The sequence below is a fragment of the Thioalkalivibrio sp. ALE22 genome, assembly GCF_000381445.1.
GTDB lineage: Bacteria > Pseudomonadota > Gammaproteobacteria > Ectothiorhodospirales > Ectothiorhodospiraceae > Thioalkalivibrio.
Map to the genome: position 1 here is coordinate 40,946 of NZ_KB906500.1, position 23,068 is coordinate 64,013.

Sequence of the window (23,068 nt, forward strand, 5' to 3'; positions counted from 1 at the left end):
TTTTCAGAACGGCAGTCGCTGGCCCTCGAAGTCGTGGAAACTCCCGGACTGCTCGGCGTCCAGCCGGTCCAGAACATCCAGCAGGCGGCCGGTTGCGTACTCGGGGCTCAGCACCTCCGGCGCGCGGGACCGATACGGCTCTGAAAGCCGGGTGGCGCAGGTGCCGGGCTGCAGGGCGACCACGACCGCCTGACGGTGGCTGAACCGCAGTTCCAGGGCGGTGGTCCGCACGATCTGGTTGAGTGCCGCCTTGGAGGCGCGATAGCTGACCCAGCCGCCGAGGTGATTGTCCTCGATGGAGCCGACCCGGGCCGACAGGGTGGCCAGAACCCCCTTGCGATTGCGCGGGAGCAGCGGTGCCAGGTGCTTGAACAACAGCGCCGGGCCGATGGCGTTGATGGCGAAGGCTCGGGCCATGACGGCCGGATCGAGGTCGCGCAGGCGCTTCTCCGGGCCCTGGCCGTCGATGGTCAGGATGCCGGTGGCATCGAGGATCAGGTCCCATTCCGGTGCCTGCTCGCGCAGCCAGGCGGCGGCATGTTCGATACTGGCCTCGTCGAGGAGATCCACGGGCGGGTCGCTGTGGCGACCGAGTGCGACGACCTGCGTGCAGTTCGGGTCCTGTTCCAGGTGTTGCACGAACGCGGCACCGAGGCCGCCCGTGGCGCCGACCACCACGGCGCGATAGGGTATCTGCAGGGATTCCATACACCCTGCGACCGCCAGGCGGGGAATTGATTCCGGGGTCATATCCCGGGAAGGGAGCGCATGAACTTTCTCCACACCCTGGGTCATGCGGCGCGCAATCTCGCGCCCATCGTGATCGTGGTGGCGGTGTTCCAGGCGCTGGTGCTGCGTACGGTGCCGGATGGCCTGCTGTCCATGGTGGTCGGGCTGGCCATCGTGGTCTTTGGCGTGGCGCTGTTCCTGCAGGGTCTGGAGATGGGCATCTTTCCCATCGGCAAGAACCTATCGAATGCGCTGGCCCGGCGGGGTTCGCTGCTGCTGCTGATGGCGTTCGGCTTTACCCTTGGCTTTGCCACGGTGATCGCGGAACCGGCCCTGATCGCGGTCGCGGAGCAGGCGGAGCTGATCAGCGAGGGGCGGATCGAGGGGTTCGTCCTGCGCCTGATCGTCGCGTTGTCGGTCGGGACCGTAGTTGCGCTGGGGATCCTGCGCACGGTGCTGGGCCACCCGCTGCACTGGTACATCCTGACCGGCTACGTGCTCGTGGTGCTGGTCACCTTCTTTGCCCCGGAAGAGATCGTCGGTCTGGCCTACGACTCTGGCGGGGTGACCACGAACATCGTGACCGTGCCGCTGGTGGCGGCCCTGGGCCTGGGGCTGGCCGCCTCGATCAGCGGACGGAATCCGCTGCGTGACGGTTTCGGGCTGGTGGCGCTGGCGGTGATGGTGCCGATGATTACCGTGCAGCTCTACGGCATCATCGTGTTCACCGGCGCCGATATCGGGGCGCCGACCAACGCCGAGACCGCCGCGATGGATCCGGACACGGATCTGCCGGGGGCCGAGGGTCACTGGCTGGCCACGATGGGCATGGACCTGCTGCTGATGCTGCGCGACGTGGCGCCGATCATCGCGGTCATCGTGGTGTTCCAGTATTTCGTGCTGCGCAAGCGCATCCCGTATCTGCCGCGGGTGATCTTCGGTTTCGTGCTGGTGGTGCTGGGCCTGTACGCCTTCGTGGTCGGGCTCAAGCTGGGACTGTTCCCGATCGGCGAGAGCATGGCCGAGCAGCTGATCACCAACGAGCTGTTCCTGTGGGTTTATCTGTTCGCGTTCTCCATCGGTTTTGCCACCACGATGGCGGAACCGGCCCTGATCGCGATCGGCCAGAAGGCGGAGGAGGCGGCGCGCGGCTCCCTGCGCGGCGATGTGATCCGCATCCTGGTGGCGCTGGGCGTGGCCATCGGTATCACTATCGGGGTGCACCGGATCCTGGCGGGCGATTCCATCCACCACTACATCATGGGCGGCTACCTGCTGGTGATCGTGCTGACCATCCTCGCGCCGAAGCAGATCGTGGCGCTGGCCTTCGACCTGGGCGGCGTGACCACCTCGGAGGTGACGGTGCCGCTGGTGACGGCACTGGGGATTGGTCTCGCGACGCACCTGGAGGACCGCAACGTCCTGATCGACGGCTTTGGCCTGATCGCGTTTGCGTCCATCTTTCCCATCGTCACGGTGATGCTCTACGCGATCGCCGTGGATCTGTACGAACGCTGGTTTACGCGTAACCAGGAGGAGTAGCGCAATGAGATTTTCCGCACTGGTGGCCGTCCTCTCGGATGACCTGGAGGAACAGGCAATCGCCACGGCCAAGGAGGCCGGCGCGGGTGGGGTAACCATCATGGACGCGCGCGGCATCGGGGCCGAGGCGCGCAAGACCTTCCTCGGCATGACCTACGAGGGGAGTCAGTCGGTCCTGTTGTGGGTACTGGAGAAGAAAGTGGCCCTGGGCGTGCTCAAGTCCATTTCCAGGGAGCTCGATCTGGCCAATGATCCGCGCGGGATTGCCTTTACGGTGGATCTCGCCCACCTGGCCGGTATCGGGCGCAACCAGATCGAGCAGTTCCAGGAACAGGTCAAGGAAGAACTTTGACGGAGACGATTATGCTGGTAAGCGAGATTCTCAGACCCAACGTGGTGACCGTGTCCCCCCTGGCGCCGTTGCGCGAGGCCATGCAGTTGATGCGCAAGCATGGCGTGAAGTCCCTGGTGGTGGAGAAGCAGCACGCCCACGATGCCTACGGCATCATCACCTACACCACGATCCTGAAGACGATCGTGGCGGAGGAGGGCGATATTGACCTCTCGAACGTCTATGATGTCTGCACCAAGCCGGTGATCACGGTGCCCGCCGAGATGGACGTGAAATATGTGGCGCGGTTGATGGTGAGCCAGGGGATCCGGCGGCTGGTCGTGCTCAAGGGCAACGAGCTCGAGGGCATTGTGACCACCAGCGACATTGTCGGCTCGATCCTCGAGATGGCCGATATGGACTGAACGCTGCCTTCGCGGACGAGTCCGAGTCCTCGGCCGTATACTTCGCGGGGCCCATCCCCGCGCCCATTCGTTTCCGGAAGGCCGTGCCATGCCGCCCATGTCGTTCATCGAGGGGTTCGAGAAACTCCGCCTTCTGGATGCGGCCATCGAGCAGTCGCACAACTCGGTGGTCATCACCGATGCCGATCTGGATGCGGGCCCGCGGATCGTCTACGTGAATGCCGGCTTCGAGCGCATGACCGGCTACGATCGCGACGAGGCCCTGGGCCAGACCCCGCGCATGCTGCAGGGACCGGCCACCTCGCGCGCGGTGCTGGACCGGATGCGGGGTGCCCTGGCCAGCGGGGAGTGTTTCGATGGCGAGGCCATCAACTACCGCAAGGACGGTTCCTGGTACCGGGTTCGCTGGCACATCTCGCCGGTGTATGCGGAGGATGACGACCGCCGGGTGACCCACTTCGTGTCGGTGCAGCAGGACATCACGGACGAACGGCGCCGCGATGACGAGATCCGGCTGCTGTCCACCGCGCTGGAGGTATCCGCGGACCCGGTCCTGATTACCGACCCCGAGGGCACCATCACCTACGTGAATGCGGCCTTCGAGGAACAGACCGGTTACAGCCGCAACGAGGCACTGGGGCAGACTCCGCGCATCCTGAAATCCGGCCAGCAGGATGCCGATTTCTATCGCGAGATGTGGGACACGCTGAAGCGGGGGGATGCCTTTCGCGGCGAGTTCGTGAATCGGCGCCGGGATGGCTCCCTGATGCACATGGAGCAGAGCATCAGCCCGGTCACCAATGCCGGCGGCGAAGTAACCCACTACGTGTCGATTGGCAAGGACGTGACCGATCGCGTGCGCATGGAAGACGAGATCCGGCGGCTGGCGCACACCGACTGGCTGACGGGTCTGGCCAATCGTCTGAGTCTCGGCGATACCCTCGAGGCGGAGATGGAGCGCAGCCGACGCTACGGGCGTCCGTTGTCCCTGATCATGTTCGATATCGACCGCTTCAAGGACTTCAACGACGACTACGGCCACGAGACCGGGGACGAGGTGCTCAAGCGCCTCGCGGAAACCGTCCGCGGCGCCCTGCGCGAGGCGGATTCCCTCGGTCGCTGGGGCGGGGAGGAGTTCATGGTGGTGGTGCCCGAGACGCCCGGCGCCGGGGCCGCGGCGATGGCGGAAAAACTGCGCAAGGCGGTGGCCGCAATGGAAACACCCTGCCCGATCTCGGTGACGGCCAGTTTCGGTGTCAGCGAGATGCGCCCGGGCGATACGCCGAAGACGCTGGCCCGTCGGGTGGACGAGGCGATGTACCAGGCCAAGGAGTCGGGTCGGAACCGCGTCGTGCTGCTCTGAGCCGAGCACTCAAACCCGACACACCCCGAGCCAGCAAAAAGGGCCGACCCGAATGGGCCGGCCCTTTCGATTTCAGGGGCAATTTCAGAGATGATTTGCGGGGCGCGGCGTCGCGCCCCGGCCGCGCCCGCGGGCTACGCGCGGCGGCGCAGGACCCAGATCTCCAGCAGCGCCCAGTCTTCGCCCGGGTAGTTCTCCTGTTCCAGCGGCGACAGCCGGCGGTGCCGGCTGGCGGTGCTGCCCACGAACTCCAGGTGTTCCAGCAGCAGGCGCTTGGTGGCGTCGGCCTTTTCCAGCGCGAAGGGGTTCAGGAAGTTGACGAGCATATAGCCCTCGCGCGGGGTCTCGGCGAAGGAGCGCACCAGCTTCTCGATGGCCGGCGGGTCGAGGTAGACCAGCGACGCGGTGGAGATAACGATATCGGCGTCGGCCATGGCCTTTTCGATCGCGGCCTGGGTCTCCGGCGCCGGCTGGTTCAGATCGGCCTCGAAGGTCTCGTCGAACAGCCCGGCGCTCTTGCCGTAGGCCAGGGCATTGCCGGAGATATCGATCCCGGTGGTCTTCATCGGCAGGCGGCGCGGCGCGGCGACGGTCTTGCAGGCCTGTTCGTCGGCCCAGTTGGCGCGGATCGCCTCGACATCCATGTTGTGGATGGCGGCCATGGTGGTGTTGCCGAAGCAGCAGCACAGGTCCACGTAGTTCAGGGTCTTGCCGGCGGCCGCCTGCTTCTCGGCCCAGGGGAGGATCAGCCGGTCGAAGGTTTGCCGGTTGAAGTCGTCGGAGATGTAGTCGAGCGCGTCGATGATGCGCTCCTTGAACGGTACCGGCGTCTCGGCGACGTAGATGTCGTCGAAATGCTGTTTCTTCTCCTCGGTCTTCACTTGCGGCTCACTCATCGGCTTTTCCTCGTTTGATAAACCCACCATGTTCGGGGGCATGCGCGCGGAACGTCAAGTAACGCTACTGACGCCGGTGATGCTGGCAGGGCCTCGCGCGGCGTTCCGGCTATGTATCATGAAGGAATACGCGGGAAGGGCTTGCGCGCCGTTGTCGCGAAGAATGCGGAAAAGGGACGTGAATGAAGATCGACTGTTTCAAGGCCTATGACGTACGCGGGCGGGTGCCGGATCAGCTCAACCCGGAGGTGGTAAGGGCCATCGGGCGTGCGTTTGCCGAGGAGATTCGGCCGGGGCGAACCGTGGTCGGCCACGATATTCGCCTGTCCAGCCCGGATCTGGCGCGGGCGCTGATCGAGGGCTTGACCGCGGGCGGTAGCGACGTGGCGGATATCGGTATGTGCGGCACGGAGGAGGTCTACTTCGCAACGGCGCACTACGGCGCCGGTGGCGGGATCATGGTTACGGCCAGCCACAACCCGCTGGACTACAACGGCCTGAAACTGGTGCGCAGCGAGGCGCGCCCGATCAGTGGCGACTCGGGCCTGCAGGCGATTCGTCACCGGGCCGAGCGGGGGGATTTCCGGCCCATGCCCAATGGGCAGATCCGGCATCTGGACCACCGGGGCGACTACGTGGCGCGGCTGCTGGCCTCGATCCAGCGCGAGGCCCTGCCGCCCCTGAAGATCGTGGTCAATCCAGGCAACGGCGGCGCGGGCCCGGTGCTGGAGGCGCTGGAGCCGCATCTGCCGTTCGAGCTGATCCGGGTCAATTTCGAGCCGGACGGTCGATTTCCCAATGGCATCCCGAACCCGCTACTGCCGGAGAACCGCGCCGCCACCGCCAATGCGGTGCGGACTCATGGCGCGGATCTGGGCGTGGCCTGGGACGGGGACTTCGACCGCTGTTTCCTGTTCGACGCCCAGGGGAACTTCATCGAGGGGTACTACATCGTCGGCCTGCTCGCGGAGGCCTGCCTGGACGGCCATGCCGGCGAGCGTATCGTCCATGATCCGCGCCTGACCTGGAACACCATCGAGATGGTGCGCGCCGCGGGCGGCGAGCCGATCCAGTCGAAGACCGGGCATGCCTTCATGAAAGAGCGGCTGCGCCTCGAGGACGCCATCTACGGTGGCGAGATGAGCGCGCACCACTATTTCCGCGATTTCTACTACTGCGATACCGGCATGCTGCCGTGGCTGCGAGTGGCCGAGCTGATGGGGCGGCGCGAACAGTCCCTGGGCGAGATGGTCGCCGAGCGCATGGCCCGCTACCCCTGCAGCGGCGAGCTGAACTTCGAGGTGGAGGACGCCGCCGCGGCCAGCGAGCGCGTGCTGCAGGCCTACGCCGGGCAGGGCGGGGAGGAGGATCACACCGACGGCGTCAGCCTGGAATTCGCCGACTGGCGGTTCAACCTGCGCAGCTCGAATACCGAACCGCTGCTGCGCCTGAACGTGGAGACCCGCGCGGACCCGGCCCTGCTGGAGCGCCGCGTGGACGAGATTTCCCGCCTGATACGGGGTTAAGGACGATGGAACAGACGCAAAGCCGGATCGAACTGCAACCGGTGATCCTGGCCGGCGGCTCGGGCACCCGCCTGTGGCCGGTATCCCGCAGCCATTATCCGAAACAGTTCCTGCCCCTGACCGGGGAACAGACCCTGCTGCAGCAGACCGCCCAGCGACTGGACGGTCTGGGCGCGGCCCCGCCGCTGGTGCTGGCCAATGTCGAGCACCGTTTCCTGGCGGCCGAACAACTGCGCGCGGCGGGCGTACAGCAGGCACGCATCCTGCTGGAGCCCGAGGGCCGCAATACCGCCCCGGCGATCGCGCTGGCGGCATTGCAGGCGCGGTCCGAGGGGCGCGATCCGCTGCTCCTGGTGTTGGCGGCGGATCACCACATCGGCGATCCCGAGGCCTTCCGGGACGCGGTGGTGCGGGCGATGGCGCTGGCCGAGGCGGGGCATCTCGTGACCTTCGGGATCGTGCCCACGGCGCCGGAGACCGGCTATGGCTATATCCAGCAGGGTGAGGCACTGGGCGCGGATGGCGCGCGCGTCGCCCGCTTCGTGGAAAAGCCGGACGCGGCCACCGCCCGCGAGTACATCGAGCGCGGCGATTACCTCTGGAACAGCGGGATGTTCGTGTTTCGGGCGTCGCAGTATCTGGAAGAACTGGAACGTTTCGAACCCGTCATCGTGTCTGCTTGCCGGAGCGCCCTGGAAAACGCGCGGGAAGACCTCGACTTCCTCCGGGTGGACCCCGACGCGTTTGCGGCGGCCCCCCATATCTCGGTCGACTATGCCGTGATGGAGCGGACCGAGCACGCCGCCGTCACGCCGCTGGCGGCTGGCTGGAGTGACATCGGCTCGTGGTCGGCCCTGGCGGGGGTGCGGGGCGTGGACGAGCAGGGCAACACCCTGCGCGGGGACTGCCTGCTGGAAGACAGCGAGGGCTGCGTGGTCGATGCCGATGGTCTGCTGGTCGCGGGCATCGGGCTGCGCAATCTGGCGGTAGTGGCCACCCGCGACGCCGTGCTGGTGGCCGACCGCGACCGGGTGCAGGACGTCAAGCGCATCGTCGAACGCCTGCAGGCGGCCGACCGTAGCGAGCACGTGGACCACACCGTGGTGTACCGGCCCTGGGGCTGCTATGAATCCATCGATACCGGGTCGCGCTATCAGGTCAAGCGCATCACCGTGAATCCCGGCGCGCGCCTGTCGCTGCAGATGCATCACCACCGGGCGGAACACTGGGTGGTCGTCAGCGGTACCGCGCGCGTCACCAACGGCGAACAGAACTACCTGGTCACCGAGAACGAGTCGACCTTCATCCCGATCGGGCAGGTGCACTGCCTGGAGAATCCCGGCGCGCTGCCGCTGGAGCTGATCGAGGTGCAGTCCGGCAGTTATCTGGGCGAGGACGACATCGTGCGCCTGGAGGACGTCTACGGGCGCGCCTGAAGCACGTGCCGCCGGGGGCGGGAATGGTATGATCCCGCGTTTTGGGCGGGGCGTGGGGCGCACGCCGCCCGGCAGCGGGAGTCGATATGGCCAAAGTGGCATTGATCACCGGGATCACCGGACAGGACGGGGCCTACCTGGCCGAGTTTCTGCTGGACAAGGGCTACGAGGTACACGGCATCAAGCGTCGTTCCTCGCTGTTCAATACCGATCGCATCGACCACCTGTATCAGGACCCGCACGAGAGCGATCGCCGCTTCATCCTCCACCACGGCGATCTGACCGACTCCACCTGCCTGATCCGCATCATCCAGCAGGTGCAGCCGGACGAGATCTACAACCTGGCCGCGCAGTCGCACGTGGCGGTCTCCTTCGAGGAGCCGGAATACACCGCCAACTCGGATGCCCTGGGCACCCTGCGCCTGCTGGAGGCGATCCGCATCCTCGGCATGGAGCAGACCACGCGCTTCTACCAGGCGAGCACCTCGGAGCTCTATGGCAAGGTGCAGGCCACGCCGCAGGACGAAACCACCCCGTTTTACCCGCGCAGCCCCTATGCGGTGGCCAAGCTGTATGCCTACTGGATTGTGGTCAACTACCGCGAGGCCTACGGCATGTACGCCTGCAACGGCATCCTGTTCAACCACGAATCCCCGGTGCGCGGCGAGACCTTCGTCACCCGCAAGATCACCCGCGCCCTCGCACGCATCAAACTCGGGCTGCAGGAGCGGCTGTACCTCGGCAACCTGGACGCAAAGCGCGACTGGGGCCATGCCCGCGACTACGTCGAGATGCAGTGGCTGATGCTGCAGCAGGACACCCCGGACGACTACGTGATCGCCACTGGCGAACAGCACAGCGTACGCGACTTCGTCGACGCCGCGGCCCATGAGCTGGGCATGCGCATCGAATGGCGCGGCGAGGGCGTGGACGAGCAGGGCTTTGACGACAAGGGCCGCTGCATTGTGTCGGTGGACCCGCGCTATTTCCGGCCCACCGAGGTCGAGACCCTGCTGGGGGATGCCAGCAAGGCCAGGCGCGGGCTGGGCTGGGAACCGCGCATCCGCTTCGAGGAACTGGTGGCCGAGATGGTGCGCGAAGACCTCAGAAGCGCCGAACGCGACGAGCTGGTGCGCGACCACGGCTACCGCACCCTGAGCCGCCATGAGTAAGCCGCAGCGCGTCTTCGTCGCCGGGCATCGGGGGATGGTGGGCAGCGCCATCTGCCGCCAGCTCGAGGACTGGCCGGGCGTGGAGCTGCTGACCCGCACCCACGCCGAGCTCGATCTGACCGATCAGGCCGCGGTGGAGGCGTTCATGCGCGTGGAACGCCCGGACCAGGTGTACCTGGCGGCGGCGAAGGTGGGCGGGATTCACGCCAACAACACCTATCCGGCCGAGTTCATCCGCGACAACCTGGCGATCCAGACCAACGTGATTCACGCCGCCCACGGCGCCGGCGTACGGCGGCTTCTGTTTCTTGGCTCCAGCTGCATCTACCCGCGCGAGGCTCCGCAGCCGATCGCCGAGGCGGCCCTGCTGACCGGGCCGCTGGAGCCGACCAACGAGCCCTACGCCATCGCCAAGATCGCCGGCATCAAGCTGTGCGAGAGCTACAACCGGCAGTACGGCACGGACTACCGCTCGGTCATGCCGACCAACCTCTACGGCCCGGGCGACAACTACCACCCGGAGAACAGCCACGTGATCCCCGGACTGATCCGGCGCTTTCACGAGGCGAAACAGGCCGGCGCCGATTACGTGACCGTCTGGGGCAGCGGGACCCCGCGCCGCGAGTTCCTGCATGTGGATGACATGGCGGGGGCCTGCGTGCACGTGATGAACCTCGACCAGACCACGTACGCGGAGCACACCGAGCCGATGCTGAGCCACATCAACGTGGGCACGGGCGAGGATCTGACCATTGCCGAACTGGCGCAGCGGGTGGCCGGCGTCGTCGGCTTCCGGGGCGAGCTGCGCTTTGACCGCTCGAAGCCGGATGGCACCCCGCGCAAGCAGCTGGATGTGTCGCGCCTCGGGGCGCTGGGCTGGAAGGCCCGCATCGGGCTCGACGAAGGGCTGGCCGGGGCCTATGCCGAGTTCCTGGAACACGGCGGAGCCAACCGGTGAGCGATTCGCCGACGGACCGGATCCGGGTCAAGTTCCTGTCGACGATGCGCGAGGCGATCTGGCGTCACCAGTTGCCGGACGGCGAGGCGCGCTGGGGGCGTTGCGAGTTCACCTTCGACCCGCAGGCCACCGAGTACGACTGGCTGGTGGTGTACGACGAATTCCCGTCCAACACCGGGCGCAACCGGCATTACAGCGAACGCCTCGCCTGTGGCGCCGAGCGCACCCTGCTGGTGACCATGGAGCCGCCCTCGATCAAGTCCTACGGCCGGCGCTTTACGCGCCAGTTCGGCCGGGTACTGACCTCGCACCCGGAATGGGCGCTCAAGCACCGGCGGCGCATCCATTCCCAGCAGGGGATGATCTGGTACTACGGCTTCGGCAGTCAGGGTGAACGGCCGTACAACGACATGCGGGCGAACCCGCCGCTGGAAAAGACCCGCGACATCGCCACCATGTGCTCGGCCAAGCGCCAGCGGCACACCCTGCATCGGCGGCGCTACGACTTCACCTGGGCGCTGAAGGCCCAACTGCCGGAGCTGGAGATCTTCGGCAAGGGCGTACAGCCGCTGGACGACAAGGCCGAATGCCTGGATGCCTACCGCTATCACGTCGCGGTGGAGAACTACGTGGGGCCGCATCACTGGACCGAGAAGCTGGCGGACGCCTTCCTCGGCGCCACGCTGCCGTTCTACTACGGCGCGCCGAATGCCGCGGACTACTTCCCGCCGGAGAGCTTCATTGCCATCGACATCGACGATGTCGAAGGGACGGCCGAGCGCATTCGCCGCGCGATCCGCGACAACGAATACGAACAGCGGCTGCCGCATATCCTCGAGGCCCGGCGTCGCGTGCTGGAGGAGTACAACCAGTTCGCCGTCGTCGCGGGCATCATCGAGGCCGCGCACGATACCGAACCGGCCGGGCCGACCGGCCAGTGGATACACTCGCGCCGGGCCCTGCGCCGCCGCGACCCGCTGGCCGCCCTGGAGGGCGCCTGGGAAAAACTCACCCAGCGCATCGGCCACATTTCCGGCCGCGCTGGCTGAGGTATTTCGCGAGCCGGGGATAACAGGCCGAGAGATCACGCCTGTCCAACCAGGGCCGTTTCGCGTGATCGATTCAGCGATGCATCCCGGGAATTCTCGGTGGACTCCGTGTGCTCTGTGGTTTTCCTTCGTGCCTTCGTGAGCTTCGTGGTGAATAAGGCCCTGGCCCTTTAGTCGCTGCGCCAATGACGAATGCCGGTTCAGCCGAAGTCGCGGGAGCGGGTGGTCAGCTCGCCCAGCCAGGCGCTGCGGTCGATCAGGCGCTGCACGATCAGGTGGCCGACGCCCTCGCTGTACTGCCATTCCCCGTGGGCCTCCAGCAGGCGGCCGTGCAGGACCTCGGCGCGAAAGCGCTCCACCCGGTCCGGCCAGACGATCAGGTTCAGTGTGCCGCTCTCATCCTCCAGGGTCAGGAACACCGTGCCGTTGGCCGAGCCCGGCCGCTGGCGGGTAATGACGATCCCGGCATAGCGGGCACCCGGGTGCCCGGGGCGTTCCAGTAGCCGGGCGGCGGTGGGTAAACGTCTTTGCTCCAGGAACGGGCGCATCAGCGCCAGCGGGTGCGGGCCCAGGCTCAGGCCCTGGGTGGCGTAGTCCTGCACCAGGTCGTCCACCGCATCCGGGCGCGGCAGCAGCGGGGTCACGTCGGCCTCGCGCACCGTCTCGGCCGGGGCGTCGGCGAACAGGGGCAGGGGTTCCTCCACCGCCTCGGTCGCCCAGCGCGCCTGGTGGCGGTTGCCGGCCAGGCCCTTCAGGGCGTCGGCGCGGGCCAGGCGGTTGGCCTGGGCGCGGGTCAGGGCGGCGCGGGCGACCAGATCCGGCACGTCCGCGAACGGCCGTTCGGCGCGCGCGGCGACGACCCGCTCGGCCACGGCCTGCGCGAGCCCGCCGACCCGGTTCAGGCCCAGGCGCAGGGCCAGCGCGTCGCTCCCGGCCACGGGCTCCACCGTGCAGTCCCAGTCACTGCAGCGCACATCCACCGGCCGCACCTCCACGCCGTGGCGGCGCGCGTCGGCGACGATCTGCGCCGGGGCGTAGAAGCCCATCGGCTGGCTGTTCAGCAGCGCGCAGGCAAAGATCGCCGGTTCGTGGCACTTGAGCCAGGACGAGACCCAGGTGATCAGCGCAAAGCTGGCCGAGTGCGACTCGGGGAAGCCGTATTCGCCAAAGCCAAGGATCTGCTTGTACAGCTGTTCGGCGAATTTCTCCGGATAGCCGCGTTCACGCATGCCCTTCATCAGGCGCTCGCGGTAGCGCGCGAGCTGGCCGGTGCGGCGCCAGGCCCCGATCGCACGGCGCAGCCCGTCCGCCTCGCCGGCGGAGAAGCCGGCCGCGACCATCGCCAGCTCGATCACCTGCTCCTGGAAGATCGGTACACCCAGCGTGCGCCCGAGTACACGCTTCACCTCTTCGTTCGGGTAGCGCACCCGCTCCGGGTGAGCGCGGCGCTTCAGGTACGGGTGCACCATCTCGCCCTGGATCGGGCCGGGGCGCACGATGGCGATCTCGATCACCAGGTCGTAGAAGTTCGCCGGTTTCAGGCGCGGCAGCATGCTCATCTGCGCGCGCGACTCGATCTGGAACACGCCCAGGGTGTCGGCCTTCTGCAGCATGCGGTAGACCGCCGGGTCCTCGGCCGGGATGTCGGCCAGGCCCCAGTCGCGGCCCCGGTGGCGCGCCATCAGCTCCAGCGCGCGGCGCACGCAGGAGAGCATGCCCAGCGCCAGCACGTCGATCTTCAACAGCCCCACCGCGTCGAGGTCGTCCTTGTCCCACTGGATCACCGAGCGCTCCGGCATCGCCGCGTTCTCGATGGGCACCAGCTCGTCCAGCCGGCCCTCTGCGATCACGAAACCGCCGGTGTGCTGCGACAGGTGGCGGGGGAAGCCCAGCAGTTCGGCGGTCAGCGTCTGCCACTGCCGGGCCAGGGCGCCATCCGGGTCCAGCCCGACCTCGCGCAGGCGCTCGGCGGGGATGCCGTCGTCCCACCAGGCGAGGTTGGCGGTCAGCGCATCCAGCCGCGCGCGCGAGATGCCCAGGGCGCGGCCGACGTCGCGCAGGGCGCTGCGCCGGCGGTAGCGGATTACCGTACAGGCCAGCGCCGCGCGCTCGCGGCCGTAGCGCTGGTAGATGTACTGGATCACCTCCTCGCGGCGCTCGTGCTCGAAGTCGACGTCGATATCCGGCGGCTCGCCACGCTCGGCGGAGATGAAGCGCTCGAACAGCATGCTGGAGCGCGAGGGATCCACCGCCGTGATGCCGAGGGCATAACAAACGGCGGAATTCGCCGCCGAGCCGCGCCCCTGGCACAGGATCCCGCGCCCGCGCGCAAAGCGCACGATGTCGTAGACCGTCAGGAAGTAGGGCTCGTAGCCGAGCTGCGCGATGATCCCGAGCTCGCGCTCGATCTGTTCGGACACCTTCGGCGGGATGCCGTCGGGCCAGCGCCCGCGCGCGCCCTTCAGGGTCGCCTCGCGCAGGTAGGTGGCCGGGCTCGTGTCCCGGGGCAGGGGATCGGTCGGGTAGCGGTAGGTGACCGCGTCCAGCGAGAAGTCGCAGTCCTGTGCGATCCGCACACTGGCTGCGAGCCAGGCGGCGGGATACAGCGTGGCCAGGTCGTCGCGCGGGCGCAGGCAGCGCTCGCCGTTGGGGAAGCGCGCCGGGGCCGCCTCGGCAACCGTGGTGCGCAGGCGCAGCGCGGTCAGCACGTCCTGCAGGGCACGCCGGCCGCGAGCGTGCATGTGCACATCGCCGCAGGCGACGATCGGGAGCCCCATCGCCTCGGCGAGCTGCCGTGCGCGGGTCGCGAGTGGGGCGTCCTCCGGCGTGCGCAACTGGCTGACCGCCAGATAGGCCTGGTCCGGCACGGCCCACCCGGCCAGCCAGCGGGCCGTTTCGGCGAGCGTCGGCTCCGCGATCTCGGGCTCGATGCGCAGCAGGACGTGCCAGCCGGTACGGGCCTCGGCGGGCAGGGCGTCGAGGTCCGCTTGCGTCAGGTGGTAGTGCCCCTTGTCCGCCGCCCCGCGCGCCCGGGTGATCAGACGGCACAGCGCGGCATAGCCCGCCGCATTACGCACCAGCAGGGTCAGGGCGGGGCCGTGTGTCAGCCGGAAGGTCGCCCCCAGGATCAGGTGCAACCCGCAGTCCTTCGCCGCCGCGTGGGCGCGGACCACGCCGGCCAGCGAGGCGGTATCGGTCAGCGCCAGCGCGCGATAGCCCAGCGCCTGGGCCCGCTCGACCAGCTCCTCCGGGTGCGAGGCCCCGCGCAGGAACGAGAAGTTGCTGACGCTCGTCAACTCGGCATACGCCGGGCTTGCGGGCTGAGGGGGCGGGGTGTCTTCCATATACTGTATATAAAAACAGTACAGCGGCGCACGCAAGAAACCGGGCCCGCGCGGAGGGTCCCGGAATGCACCTCACCGCCTGCAGTGGCGCTACACTGAGGGGACATTCCCGACGCGCTGGAGCGCCTTGTGAACCCGCCACGCACCGATTCGCCCGTTCTCGATATCGGCAGTATTCCGCTTCCCGAGGGCGGGGCCATTGGCATGACCCGCTGCCCTGGAAAACGCCCGAATGAACGGGTCTGCGGGCCGCGGGATGTTCAGGCGGATCTTGTGGCCCTGCGGGACTGGGGCGCGGGGACAGTCGTGACCCTGAACCAGAACCGCGAGCTGACGGGGCTCGGGGTGCCGGACCTGGGCGCAAGCGTCCAGGCAGCCGGCATGCGCTGGGTGCACCTGCCGATCGGGGACATGGCCGCCCCGGACCGTCCCTGGGAAACAGGCTGGGGAGACGTCGGGCCCCGCATCCATCAGTGGCTGCGGGCGGGGGAGCGCGTGGCCTTTCATTGTGGTGGCGGGCAGGGTCGCGCGGGGACCATCGCGGCCCTTACGCTCATTGAACGCGGATACACGCCGGACGAGGCCATTCAGACGGTGCGCAAGGCCCGCCCCGGTGCGATCGAGAGCCCCGACCAGGAGCGCTACCTGCGCAGCCTGGCGCGCGAGGATTGAGCCGGGACATACGGGGACCGTCGCGAGCAAGTCATCCCTCGTCATCCGCATCGAGTCAGTGATCATCGGCCCCTTATCGGATACGCCATGCGAAGCGCAATCTACGACTTCCTGATCCTCCGGATGACCGCCCGCTGGTATGCGGAGGCCCTGGAGCGCATCCCCGACGGGGCCCGGGTACTGGATGTCGGCATCGGTACGGGCGGGGCGCTTCTGGCCAACGCCGCGCGCGTTGCGCACAAGGGCTTGCACGTGACCGGGATCGATATCGACGGGGACTACGTCCGGCGCGCGCGCCGGCGTCTGTTGGCATCGCCACTGAGTGAGCGCGTCGAGGTGCGGCAGGAGTCGGTCTACGACCACCAGGGGGGTCCCTACGATGTGGTGTATTTCTCCGCGAGCTTCATGCTGTTGCCCCATCCGGAGCAGGCCCTGCGCCACGCCACCGGCCAGCTTCGACCGGGTGGCCGCTTCCTGTTCACGCAAACCATCCAGCGCCGGCCTGCGCGCTGGATGGAGCGCCTCAAGCCCCTGCTGCGACGGCTCACTACCATCGATTTCGGGCAGGTGACCTACGAGGCGGATCTCCGTGCCCAGCTGGCGGCGGCCGGGCTGGTGGTCGAGGAATGGACCGTGCTCGCCACCCACGGGGCTCGCGCCTCCTGTCTGGTGGTGGCGAGACCTGCCAGTACGACCGCCGGTCAGGATGCCAGCCAGCGCGCCAGCAGCATATAGCGGCCACTCATCGATCCAGACCACCAACCCCCGTAGGAGCCTGCTTGCAGGCGAAGTTCCGAACAGGCGGTCATTCCGGAAACGCACAGCGGTTATTCGGGAACTCGGGCTCCGGGGCCGGGGCGGACGCCAGAGATCCCGGCTCTGCGCTTTGCTCCGGCCGGGATGACGGTGTGGCGCGTGGAAGGAGAAGGGCGCCCACTTCCTCACGCTTCGCCGTCTCTCCGCTCGGGGCGATGTGGGGTCAATCCGAAGGCAGACATCCAGGCACCGAGGGGTTACGGGCGTTCGTGCTCTTCTCCGGAGCCCAGCCAGAAGTCCAGGCGTTTGGCGAGAAACTCCTGCCCGCTCATGTAGTGGGACCCATCACAGGAGAAGTTGAGGCCAACCATGCCGTTGAAGATATTGAGGGACCCGGAGCGCAGGTAGATCGTGTCGTCCATGAAGCGCAGCTCGCGGAAGGTACGGAACACCGCTGCGACCTGATCCGTGGAGAGTAAGGCCTCCTCGGGGTAGGACCGCTGGGGATAGGCGAGACAGATCCCGGGATCCGTGAGGTCCTCGTAGTCCAGCAAGCGGTAGCGGAACGGGTCGTCGCGCAGCCACAAGGTGGCCCGGGAACTGGAGAAATGCAGCTTGCCGTGGAATACGCCGTGGGCGGCCACCAGCTCGGTCAGGAGATCCAGTACCTCGTCGATCCGGGTGTCGAGCGGGCTGTCCACCCGATGCTGGTTGAACAGGCCCCCGCGGATCGCTGGATCCCCCTTCAGCTGCATCCATTGGTCCGGCTGCTGATAGAGGTCGCGGGTCAGGGGCAGCTCCCGCAGGTCGAAGTCCGCCCCCAGAAACCCCAGCAGTGTGCCGTCGCTTTGGGTCAGCCGTTGCACGGCCGTCAGGGTAGGGCGGCGCCGATTGCGGCTGATGTAGGCCGACGACATGGAGAATTCGGCACCCGCCAGGGCATCGGCCATGTAGGGCCGGGTGCTGCGATCCCGTCCGGCCTGGTCCGGCAAGGGGCCTTCCGGGGATACGTTGGCGGTCACCTGGTGAGCGCGCGGATCGAGCACATAGAGGTACTTGCAGGACGGCAGCGCGCCCAGGGCCACGGCGAGTCGCTGCTCGAGGGCCTCACGATCGCCCCACCTCTCGGCGCAGGGGCCCACAAGCCGCGCCAGGGCGGTCGACAGTTGCCCCTGAAGCAGCAGTCGCTGCCGGGCCACCGCCGTCATTGTCGCTTCACTCATGGCCTTCGCTCGGAGGATACCGATGGAAACGCGCCCGCCAGGGGCGACCGTCTCGCGAGGGTGCCGCAGGACCGGCGGTGGCGCAACAACCGACTTGACGCATCCTGACGTCGGATAGGCCACGGCGTTGGGCGTGTCACCATTACGGGCTATAAGTGGCCCCTTGATGGGACTATTCGTAGAGACAGCTACCACAGCGCGGTGCGCGCTCAACAGCTCAGGTCGGTCCTCTGGCCGAGGCAGCGGCAAAAGACAAGCACCGGCCCGCGAAATCCAAAGGTAAGCCCCTGATCCCCGCAGGTTCCGTCAGCGAGCTGCGCGAGAAGCCAGCCATCACCGAAACGACGATGCCGCCCCAAAGCGCTTGCGCCTGTTCGTCACCGAGGCTGAAGCCTCCCTACTGTAGGAGGCGAGCCTTCTCGCCGATCGGGCATGTCCAGCGCCCCATCGCCCAGAGGGCTGGGCTCCTACCGGAGAAGGGGCCTGTGGCGGCATGTGAACAAGATGGGTCTCCTCTTCCGATATCTAGGAAGAAGATGGGTGTCCTCTTTCTCTGTTGTGGGAGGCCAGCCCTCTGGTCGATCCAGCGCCAGCCATGCCCCTCGGCCAGAGGCTGGCCTCCCACAGTAGGGTGGGATGGGGCGGTAATTCATCGGTGTGGTCGGGATGCTGGCTGTTAGACTGCCCCTTCAGGGCGCGCAGCGTGCTGCGTGCCTTAAAGCCGAGTCCGGGTCTGATTGGCATTCCGTGAGAACCATCGCTCATCTCGATATGGATGCGTTTTATGCATCCGTGGATCTGCTGCGCTATCCGGAGCTACGGGGGCGGCCCGCGGTGATCGGCGGGCGACGTCTCTCCGTGCCGGAGCGAGGGGCAGATGGGCGGTATCGGTTCGAACGGCTCGGCGATTATCGAGGGCGCGGCGTGGTGACGACGGCGACCTACGAGGCGCGGGCGTTCGGGGTGCATTCCGGGATGGGGCTGATGAAGGCGGGGCAGCTGGCGCCGGATGCGGTTTTGTTGCCGGCGGATTTCGATGCCTATCGGGCCTATTCGCACCAGTTCAAGCAGGCGGTCCGGGCGCGGGCCGATAAGGTCGAGGATCGCGGCATCGACGAGCTGTTCATCGATCTGACCGACGTGAAGGGCGATCCGGTGGTGACGGCGCGAGGGATTCGCGATGCGGTGCAGGCCGAGACGGGGCTGTCTTGTTCCATCGGCCTGGCCGCGAACAAGCTGCTGGCCAAGATCGCCTCGGATCTGGAGAAGCCGGCGGGGATGACGGTGCTGGGCGAAGGCGACCTCGAGGCGCGCATCTGGGCGCTGGGGGTGGGGAAGGTGAACGGTATAGGGCCAAACGCGACCGAGCGCCTTAAAGCGCTGGGGATCGTTTCGATTGGCGATTTGGCGAAGGCCGATCTGTATCGGTTGCGCCAGCATTTTGGCGAGACCTATGCCTGGTGGCTGCACGAGGCGGCCCATGGCCGGGACGACAGCCCCGTAGTCACCGAGCGGGAGCCTAAATCCATCAGCCGAGAGTCCACCTTCGAGCGGGACCTGCATCCACGGGCGGATCGGGACGAGCTGACTCGCATCCTGGTGGCCCTATGCGAACGGGTTGCCGGGGATCTCCGTAGCAAGGGCTACTTGGGCCGGACGATCGGGATCAAGTTGCGCTATAGCGATTTCCGCACGGTTACTCGCGACCTTACGCTGGACACGTGGACGGACGACCCTCAGGCGATTCTGGCCGCGTCCCGTGGCTGCTTGCGCCGGATCGACCTGGGTCAACCGCTGCGACTGCTGGGCGTGCGCGTCACCAAGCTGGCCTCGGCGTCACGGAACACCCAGCTGGAAGCCAGCCGACAAACGACGCTGCCCCTGTAGATGCTCGCGGAGCGCATTGCTGCTGCCACGCGGCGCGCGAGCACGTTGAGGGGATGATGACGATGAACGACGTGTCCGGTATGCGCGGTTCGTGGAGCAGGGCGTCCCGGAACAGAAGCTGTCGCTGATGCGCGAGGCGCTGCAGCGCGGCCAACTCACCGTCAACCGGCGTTTTGTGGATGGGGTGGAGCATCATGGGCTGTCGCATTGAGTGGCGGCGTCCAGGCCGTCCGCCGTCACGTCAGGCATGAGAGAATCAATCTGTCCCCGTTTCCCGGGTGTAACGCGCCCCATCCGGGGCCTGCGCATTGGCTTCTGAACATCCTGCAGATCACCGTTTTCAGGGGCTTGGTGACCTCGGAGATCATGCCAGGCCGCACAGGGTCAGATGTCGATGCCGACCGACCGAAAGCGCTGACGCAGTCGATCGTAGTGGCTGCCGCGCCAGTAGACCCGGCCGCAGCCGCTGCAGCGCACGAATGCGACGAAGCGCTCGAGCACCCCGGGCGGCACCTCGCTCGGCTCGACCGAGTCGGCGAGTGCAGCGCCATCGATCGACCGGAGCTCGCCGTTACACCGCATGCAACGCGAGAACGGCTCGAACAGCCCGGCGAGCTGAAAGCGGTCGACCACCTCGCGAAGCTGTTGCAATGGGTCCGTAGCGTGCACGTACCGCCCGTGAGTCACCCGGCCGTCCTTCAGCAGGCCAGTGTCACGCGTGAGGATAATGCGGTGCTCGTCCTGCGCGGTGCGGATGATGAACCCATCGGAGAAGTCGTTGGCATACAGGCAGTTGAAGCCCAGCGCACGCAGGTAACCGGCCAGCCGTCCCAGATGCACATCGAGGATGAAGCGTGGTTCGCGCAGCGGCTGGGGTCGCAGGCGGGAGACGTCGCCTACGTCGAAGGCCTCGAACACCGGGTAGACCGCCACCCGCTCACCGCCGCGCAGCCGGTGGCCGAAATCCACTGCCCGCCCGTCGACCAGTACCAGGTCAACCTCCGTGTGCGGCACGCCCAGCGACTCGATGCGGTCCTTGACCGAAGGGGTTCCGTCGAACGCGTGTTCAAAGCTCTGGTATCGCCGTTCGGGCGCGAGGAAGTCGTTCAGCTCGGCATACAACCGGAAGGTCGCGGTCGCGCGGCCGAGGGATGCGGATTCGCGGTCCTTGGGCGGGCACATGCCTTCGAGCATACCGAAACCACCCCACGGAAGAGGCGCGCTTCAGCCCCGTTCTTCCCCGGGCCCGACAGACTCCTGGCGGTTCAACATTGGGCGGCGACCAACCGCCGGCAGTAGACTTGCCGCAAGTCGCTGACCCGAAAAGGATGCAGACATGAACGATGTCTTTCTTCAGATCGCCAACGCACTGGTACTAGGGCTCGAAGCAGTCGGCATCGCCGTGATCATCGGTGGATTCGTGCTGGCAACAGTGGTTTGGCTGGTGAACATGCGCCGCATGAGCACACACGAGGCCTACGTCGATTATCGCCGTCGCAGCGTGCGCGGGCTGATTCTCGGACTGGAGTTCCTGGTCGCGGCCGACATCATCATGACCGTAGCGATCGAGTACTCCATGGAAAACGTACTCATGCTGGCCCTGATTATTCTCATACGCACACTGCTCGTGTTTGCCCTGCACCTGGAGATCGAGGGCCGTCTCCCGTGGAACCAGTCGGAGGACGATAGCAACACCTGACCCACTCGCAGCGGTGGACCAATGTCCGGTGTGATGATGCTGGAGCAGCACTGGGAGGCGATCGTGAGGTCGGCCACACGAGAATGCTGCTACCCCCACGACCCCAGGAGGGAGAGAAGCCATCTGCGGACGGATGACGCGCTATAGCGCGACCAGCGAACTCGCCATGCGGTACTTCCAGGTCCCCGTCGACGAGGGGTTCGACGTACCCAGGTACAACGTTGCCCCCGGTACCCATCTGGAAGCGTTCCGGGCCGGCGAGGATGCGCCAGCGGCCTTCCAGCCGATATTCTGGGGCTTTCGGCCGAGGCGCGTCGAGGACGGGCCGCGACCGATCAACGCTCGGGCCGAGACGGTCGCCACCAGTCGGTATTTTCGATCGGCGTTTGCGAACCGGCGCTGTATCGTGCTGGCCGACGGTTGGTACGAATGGCGCAAGACCGAACAGGGCAAGCAGCCGTACTACATCACCCTGGCCGAGGGCGCACCGCAGGAGATCCTGATGATGGCGGGTATCTGGGAACCCATGGTCGATGGGGGTGCCTGCTGCGCGATCATCACTGAACCCGCCAACGATCAACTTGCACATATCCATGACCGCCAACCGCTGATACTCGACGCACAGTGTCGGTGGGACTGGCTCGATCCAGGACTGTCCGAGCGTGACGACATTCGGGCCAAGACTCGCCGCTTTCCGCCGGACACGTTGCGCTATTACGCCGTTTCGAGCCGAGTGAATCGTCCGGTCGAGGACGACCCGGGCCTGGTCGAGCCGAAGCGCTGATCGGAGGGTGGTAGAGAGGTGGTAGAGGGTCAGACCTTGCTTCTTGCCTCCTTAGCTGACCAAGGGAAAAAAGCAAGGTCTGGCCCCGGAGACCACGCGGTCTGCCGCCAGGGAGAAGATGGGTGTCCTCTTTCTCGAGGCTGGGGCCCTATAACTGTAGGAGGCGAGCCCTCTCGCCGATCGGGCGTATCCAGCACCTCGTCGCCCGAAGGCCTGGGCTCCTGCGGGAGGAGGGGCTGCTGCGGCATGTAAACAAGATGGATGTCCTCTTCCGGTAACGATTGTCGCTGATGCGCGAGGCGCTGCAGCGCGGCCAACTCACCGGCAACCAGCGTTTTGTGGATGAGGTGGAGCAGGTCATCGGCTGTCGCATTGAGCGGCGGCGTCCAGGCCGTCCGCCGTCACGTCACGCATGAGAAAATCAATCTGTCCCCGTTTCCGGGGAATCGTGTAGCCGGCTTACTCGTAGTGGCTCCATAAACGAATCACCTTGACCACTCTGTCGTCTTCAAGCACCTGGTACACAAGCCGGCGCTGAATATTGATGCGCCGCGAGTACGCGCCGGAGAGATCACCCACCAGCTTCTCGAACGGTGGGGGCTTTCGATACGGATCTTCCGCGATCAGCGTCAGCAGTTCCTGTGCCTTCGGCTTCAGGCCGCTGGCCGCCAGCTTCTTCGCATCCTTTTGAGCCTGCCGGGTGTAGACCAACTTCCATGTCACCAATCCAGCTCCTCGTGACATTCATCCGCCGGAGTATCCATCCCCTCGCGGATCGACTCGCGCATACCCGGCACCGATAGCAGGTGCAGGGTCTCCTGAATGGCTGACCAATCCGACTCGGATAGCAGGACTGCGTTGTTCCGCTTGCCGGTGATCACAATCGGCTCATGGGATTCCGCCGTTTCGTCGATCAGCCGGTAGAGGTTGCTGCGCGCCTCTGTAGCCGTAATTCCCGTCATGGCGCACCTCGCAAGTGTGTGGGCTTAGATAAAGAGTACGCCTTGGCGTACGTTCCGTAAACCGTACGGGTACCCCGTCACTGCCAGACACCGCAGAAACTGCGCCAACCGTTCGGATCGTTCCAGGAATTGTCCTTTCGCTCAGCCTGCAACGTCATCCCGAAAACCGAAAAGCGGTTTTCCGGGATCTCGGGCTCCGTGGCCGGGGCGGACGTCAGAGATCCCGGCGCTGCGCTCCGCTCCGGCCGGGATGACGGCGTGGCACTTCGAAGAGGATGGGTGTTCTCTTCCTCCGCAGGGTGCTCTCCATAGCC

At 66.5% G+C, this 23,068-nt stretch carries 22 protein-coding genes and 1 pseudogene; 16 read left to right on the plus strand and 7 right to left on the minus strand.

Features of this window, described 5'->3' with window-relative positions; all coding sequences use genetic code 11:
- Nucleotides 1–3 precede the first annotated feature (3 nt).
- The gene (locus F793_RS0101865; RefSeq protein ID WP_018877748.1) at nt 4–708 is read right to left on the minus strand and encodes an SDR family NAD(P)-dependent oxidoreductase; all 705 of its coding nucleotides are present in this window, start codon (nt 706–708) and stop codon (nt 4–6) included.
- Between the two features lie 60 nt (nt 709–768).
- On the opposite strand from F793_RS0101865, the gene F793_RS0101870 reads away from it, so the two are divergent.
- From F793_RS0101870 to F793_RS0101885, 4 genes are all read left to right on the plus strand, one after another.
- On the plus strand, nt 769–2,271 hold the full coding sequence (locus tag F793_RS0101870) for a DUF1538 domain-containing protein (RefSeq protein WP_018880694.1): 1,503 nt from the start codon (nt 769–771) through the stop codon (nt 2,269–2,271).
- Between the two features lie 4 nt (nt 2,272–2,275).
- Entirely contained in the window at nt 2,276–2,623 is a 348-nt protein-coding gene (locus tag F793_RS0101875) for a hypothetical protein (protein ID WP_018879034.1), read from the plus strand.
- An 11-nt stretch (nt 2,624–2,634) separates the two neighbouring features.
- Nucleotides 2,635–3,027 (plus strand): CBS domain-containing protein, encoded by a 393-nt coding sequence (locus tag F793_RS0101880; RefSeq protein ID WP_018145798.1) that lies wholly within the window; start codon nt 2,635–2,637, stop codon nt 3,025–3,027.
- 88 nt (nt 3,028–3,115) lie between these two features.
- Nucleotides 3,116–4,390 (plus strand): diguanylate cyclase, encoded by a 1,275-nt coding sequence (locus F793_RS0101885; RefSeq protein ID WP_018880693.1) that lies wholly within the window; start codon nt 3,116–3,118, stop codon nt 4,388–4,390.
- Between the two features lie 134 nt (nt 4,391–4,524).
- Here F793_RS0101885 and F793_RS0101890 read toward each other — a convergent pair whose 3' ends face one another.
- Complete coding sequence (locus F793_RS0101890; RefSeq protein ID WP_018867422.1) at nt 4,525–5,286, minus strand: class I SAM-dependent methyltransferase; 762 nt, start codon at nt 5,284–5,286, stop codon at nt 4,525–4,527.
- A 182-nt stretch (nt 5,287–5,468) separates the two neighbouring features.
- Between F793_RS0101890 and F793_RS0101895 the strand changes: the two genes are divergently transcribed.
- From F793_RS0101895 to F793_RS0101915, 5 genes are all read left to right on the plus strand, one after another.
- Entirely contained in the window at nt 5,469–6,812 is a 1,344-nt protein-coding gene (locus F793_RS0101895; RefSeq protein ID WP_018882151.1) for a phosphomannomutase/phosphoglucomutase, read from the plus strand.
- Between the two features lie 5 nt (nt 6,813–6,817).
- Nucleotides 6,818–8,248 (plus strand): mannose-1-phosphate guanylyltransferase/mannose-6-phosphate isomerase, encoded by a 1,431-nt coding sequence (locus F793_RS0101900; protein ID WP_018882150.1) that lies wholly within the window; start codon nt 6,818–6,820, stop codon nt 8,246–8,248.
- An 86-nt stretch (nt 8,249–8,334) separates the two neighbouring features.
- Nucleotides 8,335–9,420, plus strand: a complete 1,086-nt coding sequence (gene gmd, locus F793_RS0101905; RefSeq protein WP_018882149.1) for a GDP-mannose 4,6-dehydratase — start codon at nt 8,335–8,337, stop codon at nt 9,418–9,420.
- Nucleotides 9,413–10,378: a GDP-L-fucose synthase gene (locus F793_RS0101910; RefSeq protein ID WP_018882148.1), complete on the plus strand. Its 966-nt coding sequence runs from the start codon at nt 9,413–9,415 to the stop codon at nt 10,376–10,378. Before gmd ends, F793_RS0101910 begins: the two co-directional genes overlap by 8 nt.
- Nucleotides 10,375–11,427, plus strand: a complete 1,053-nt coding sequence (locus tag F793_RS0101915) for a glycosyltransferase family 10 domain-containing protein (protein WP_018882147.1) — start codon at nt 10,375–10,377, stop codon at nt 11,425–11,427. Before F793_RS0101910 ends, F793_RS0101915 begins: the two co-directional genes overlap by 4 nt.
- Before the next feature lie 200 nt (nt 11,428–11,627).
- On the opposite strand, the gene F793_RS0101920 is transcribed toward F793_RS0101915, so the two are convergent.
- Nucleotides 11,628–14,771 carry an error-prone DNA polymerase gene (locus tag F793_RS0101920; protein ID WP_026280847.1) on the minus strand — a complete coding sequence of 1,048 codons (3,144 nt, stop codon included), beginning with the start codon at nt 14,769–14,771 and terminating at the stop codon, nt 11,628–11,630.
- 129 nt (nt 14,772–14,900) lie between these two features.
- Between F793_RS0101920 and F793_RS0101925 the strand changes: the two genes are divergently transcribed.
- Together F793_RS0101925 and F793_RS0101930 are read left to right on the plus strand one after the other, a co-directional pair.
- Nucleotides 14,901–15,443, plus strand: coding sequence for a cyclin-dependent kinase inhibitor 3 family protein (locus F793_RS0101925; protein WP_026280846.1), 543 nt, complete (start codon nt 14,901–14,903; stop codon nt 15,441–15,443).
- An 87-nt stretch (nt 15,444–15,530) separates the two neighbouring features.
- Nucleotides 15,531–16,178, plus strand: a complete 648-nt coding sequence (locus F793_RS0101930; RefSeq protein WP_018882144.1) for a bifunctional 2-polyprenyl-6-hydroxyphenol methylase/3-demethylubiquinol 3-O-methyltransferase UbiG — start codon at nt 15,531–15,533, stop codon at nt 16,176–16,178.
- Between the two features lie 278 nt (nt 16,179–16,456).
- On the opposite strand, the gene F793_RS0101935 is transcribed toward F793_RS0101930, so the two are convergent.
- Nucleotides 16,457–17,407, minus strand: a complete 951-nt coding sequence (locus F793_RS0101935; RefSeq protein ID WP_018882143.1) for a PDC sensor domain-containing protein — start codon at nt 17,405–17,407, stop codon at nt 16,457–16,459.
- A 762-nt stretch (nt 17,408–18,169) separates the two neighbouring features.
- Here F793_RS0101935 and dinB point away from each other — a divergent pair.
- Both dinB and F793_RS14120 read left to right on the plus strand, forming a co-directional pair.
- Complete coding sequence (gene dinB, locus F793_RS0101940) at nt 18,170–19,309, plus strand: DNA polymerase IV (protein ID WP_231366521.1); 1,140 nt, start codon at nt 18,170–18,172, stop codon at nt 19,307–19,309.
- 58 nt (nt 19,310–19,367) lie between these two features.
- Nucleotides 19,368–19,560 (plus strand): annotated as a pseudogene (locus F793_RS14120) (transposase); the annotation flags it as partial.
- Between the two features lie 133 nt (nt 19,561–19,693).
- Here the strand turns inward: F793_RS14120 and F793_RS0101950 are convergent.
- Nucleotides 19,694–20,503, minus strand: coding sequence for a Mut7-C RNAse domain-containing protein (locus F793_RS0101950; protein ID WP_018879054.1), 810 nt, complete (start codon nt 20,501–20,503; stop codon nt 19,694–19,696).
- A gap of 142 nt (nt 20,504–20,645) precedes the next feature.
- Between F793_RS0101950 and F793_RS0101955 the strand changes: the two genes are divergently transcribed.
- From F793_RS0101955 to F793_RS14220, 3 genes are all read left to right on the plus strand, one after another.
- Nucleotides 20,646–21,008: a DUF1622 domain-containing protein gene (locus F793_RS0101955; protein WP_018882140.1), complete on the plus strand. Its 363-nt coding sequence runs from the start codon at nt 20,646–20,648 to the stop codon at nt 21,006–21,008.
- A 133-nt stretch (nt 21,009–21,141) separates the two neighbouring features.
- The gene (locus F793_RS0101960) at nt 21,142–21,792 is read left to right on the plus strand and encodes an SOS response-associated peptidase (RefSeq protein ID WP_018882139.1); all 651 of its coding nucleotides are present in this window, start codon (nt 21,142–21,144) and stop codon (nt 21,790–21,792) included.
- A 290-nt stretch (nt 21,793–22,082) separates the two neighbouring features.
- On the plus strand, nt 22,083–22,208 hold the full coding sequence (locus F793_RS14220) for a hypothetical protein (RefSeq protein WP_018879056.1): 126 nt from the start codon (nt 22,083–22,085) through the stop codon (nt 22,206–22,208).
- Nucleotides 22,209–22,251: 43 nt separating this feature from the next.
- Here the strand turns inward: F793_RS14220 and F793_RS0101970 are convergent, their stop codons facing one another.
- Together F793_RS0101970 and F793_RS0101975 are read right to left on the minus strand one after the other, a co-directional pair.
- Nucleotides 22,252–22,515: a Txe/YoeB family addiction module toxin gene (locus F793_RS0101970; RefSeq protein WP_018882138.1), complete on the minus strand. Its 264-nt coding sequence runs from the start codon at nt 22,513–22,515 to the stop codon at nt 22,252–22,254.
- Nucleotides 22,512–22,754 carry a type II toxin-antitoxin system Phd/YefM family antitoxin gene (locus F793_RS0101975; RefSeq protein ID WP_018882137.1) on the minus strand — a complete coding sequence of 81 codons (243 nt, stop codon included), beginning with the start codon at nt 22,752–22,754 and terminating at the stop codon, nt 22,512–22,514. Before F793_RS0101975 ends, F793_RS0101970 begins: the two co-directional genes overlap by 4 nt.
- Nucleotides 22,755–23,068 lie beyond the last annotated feature (314 nt).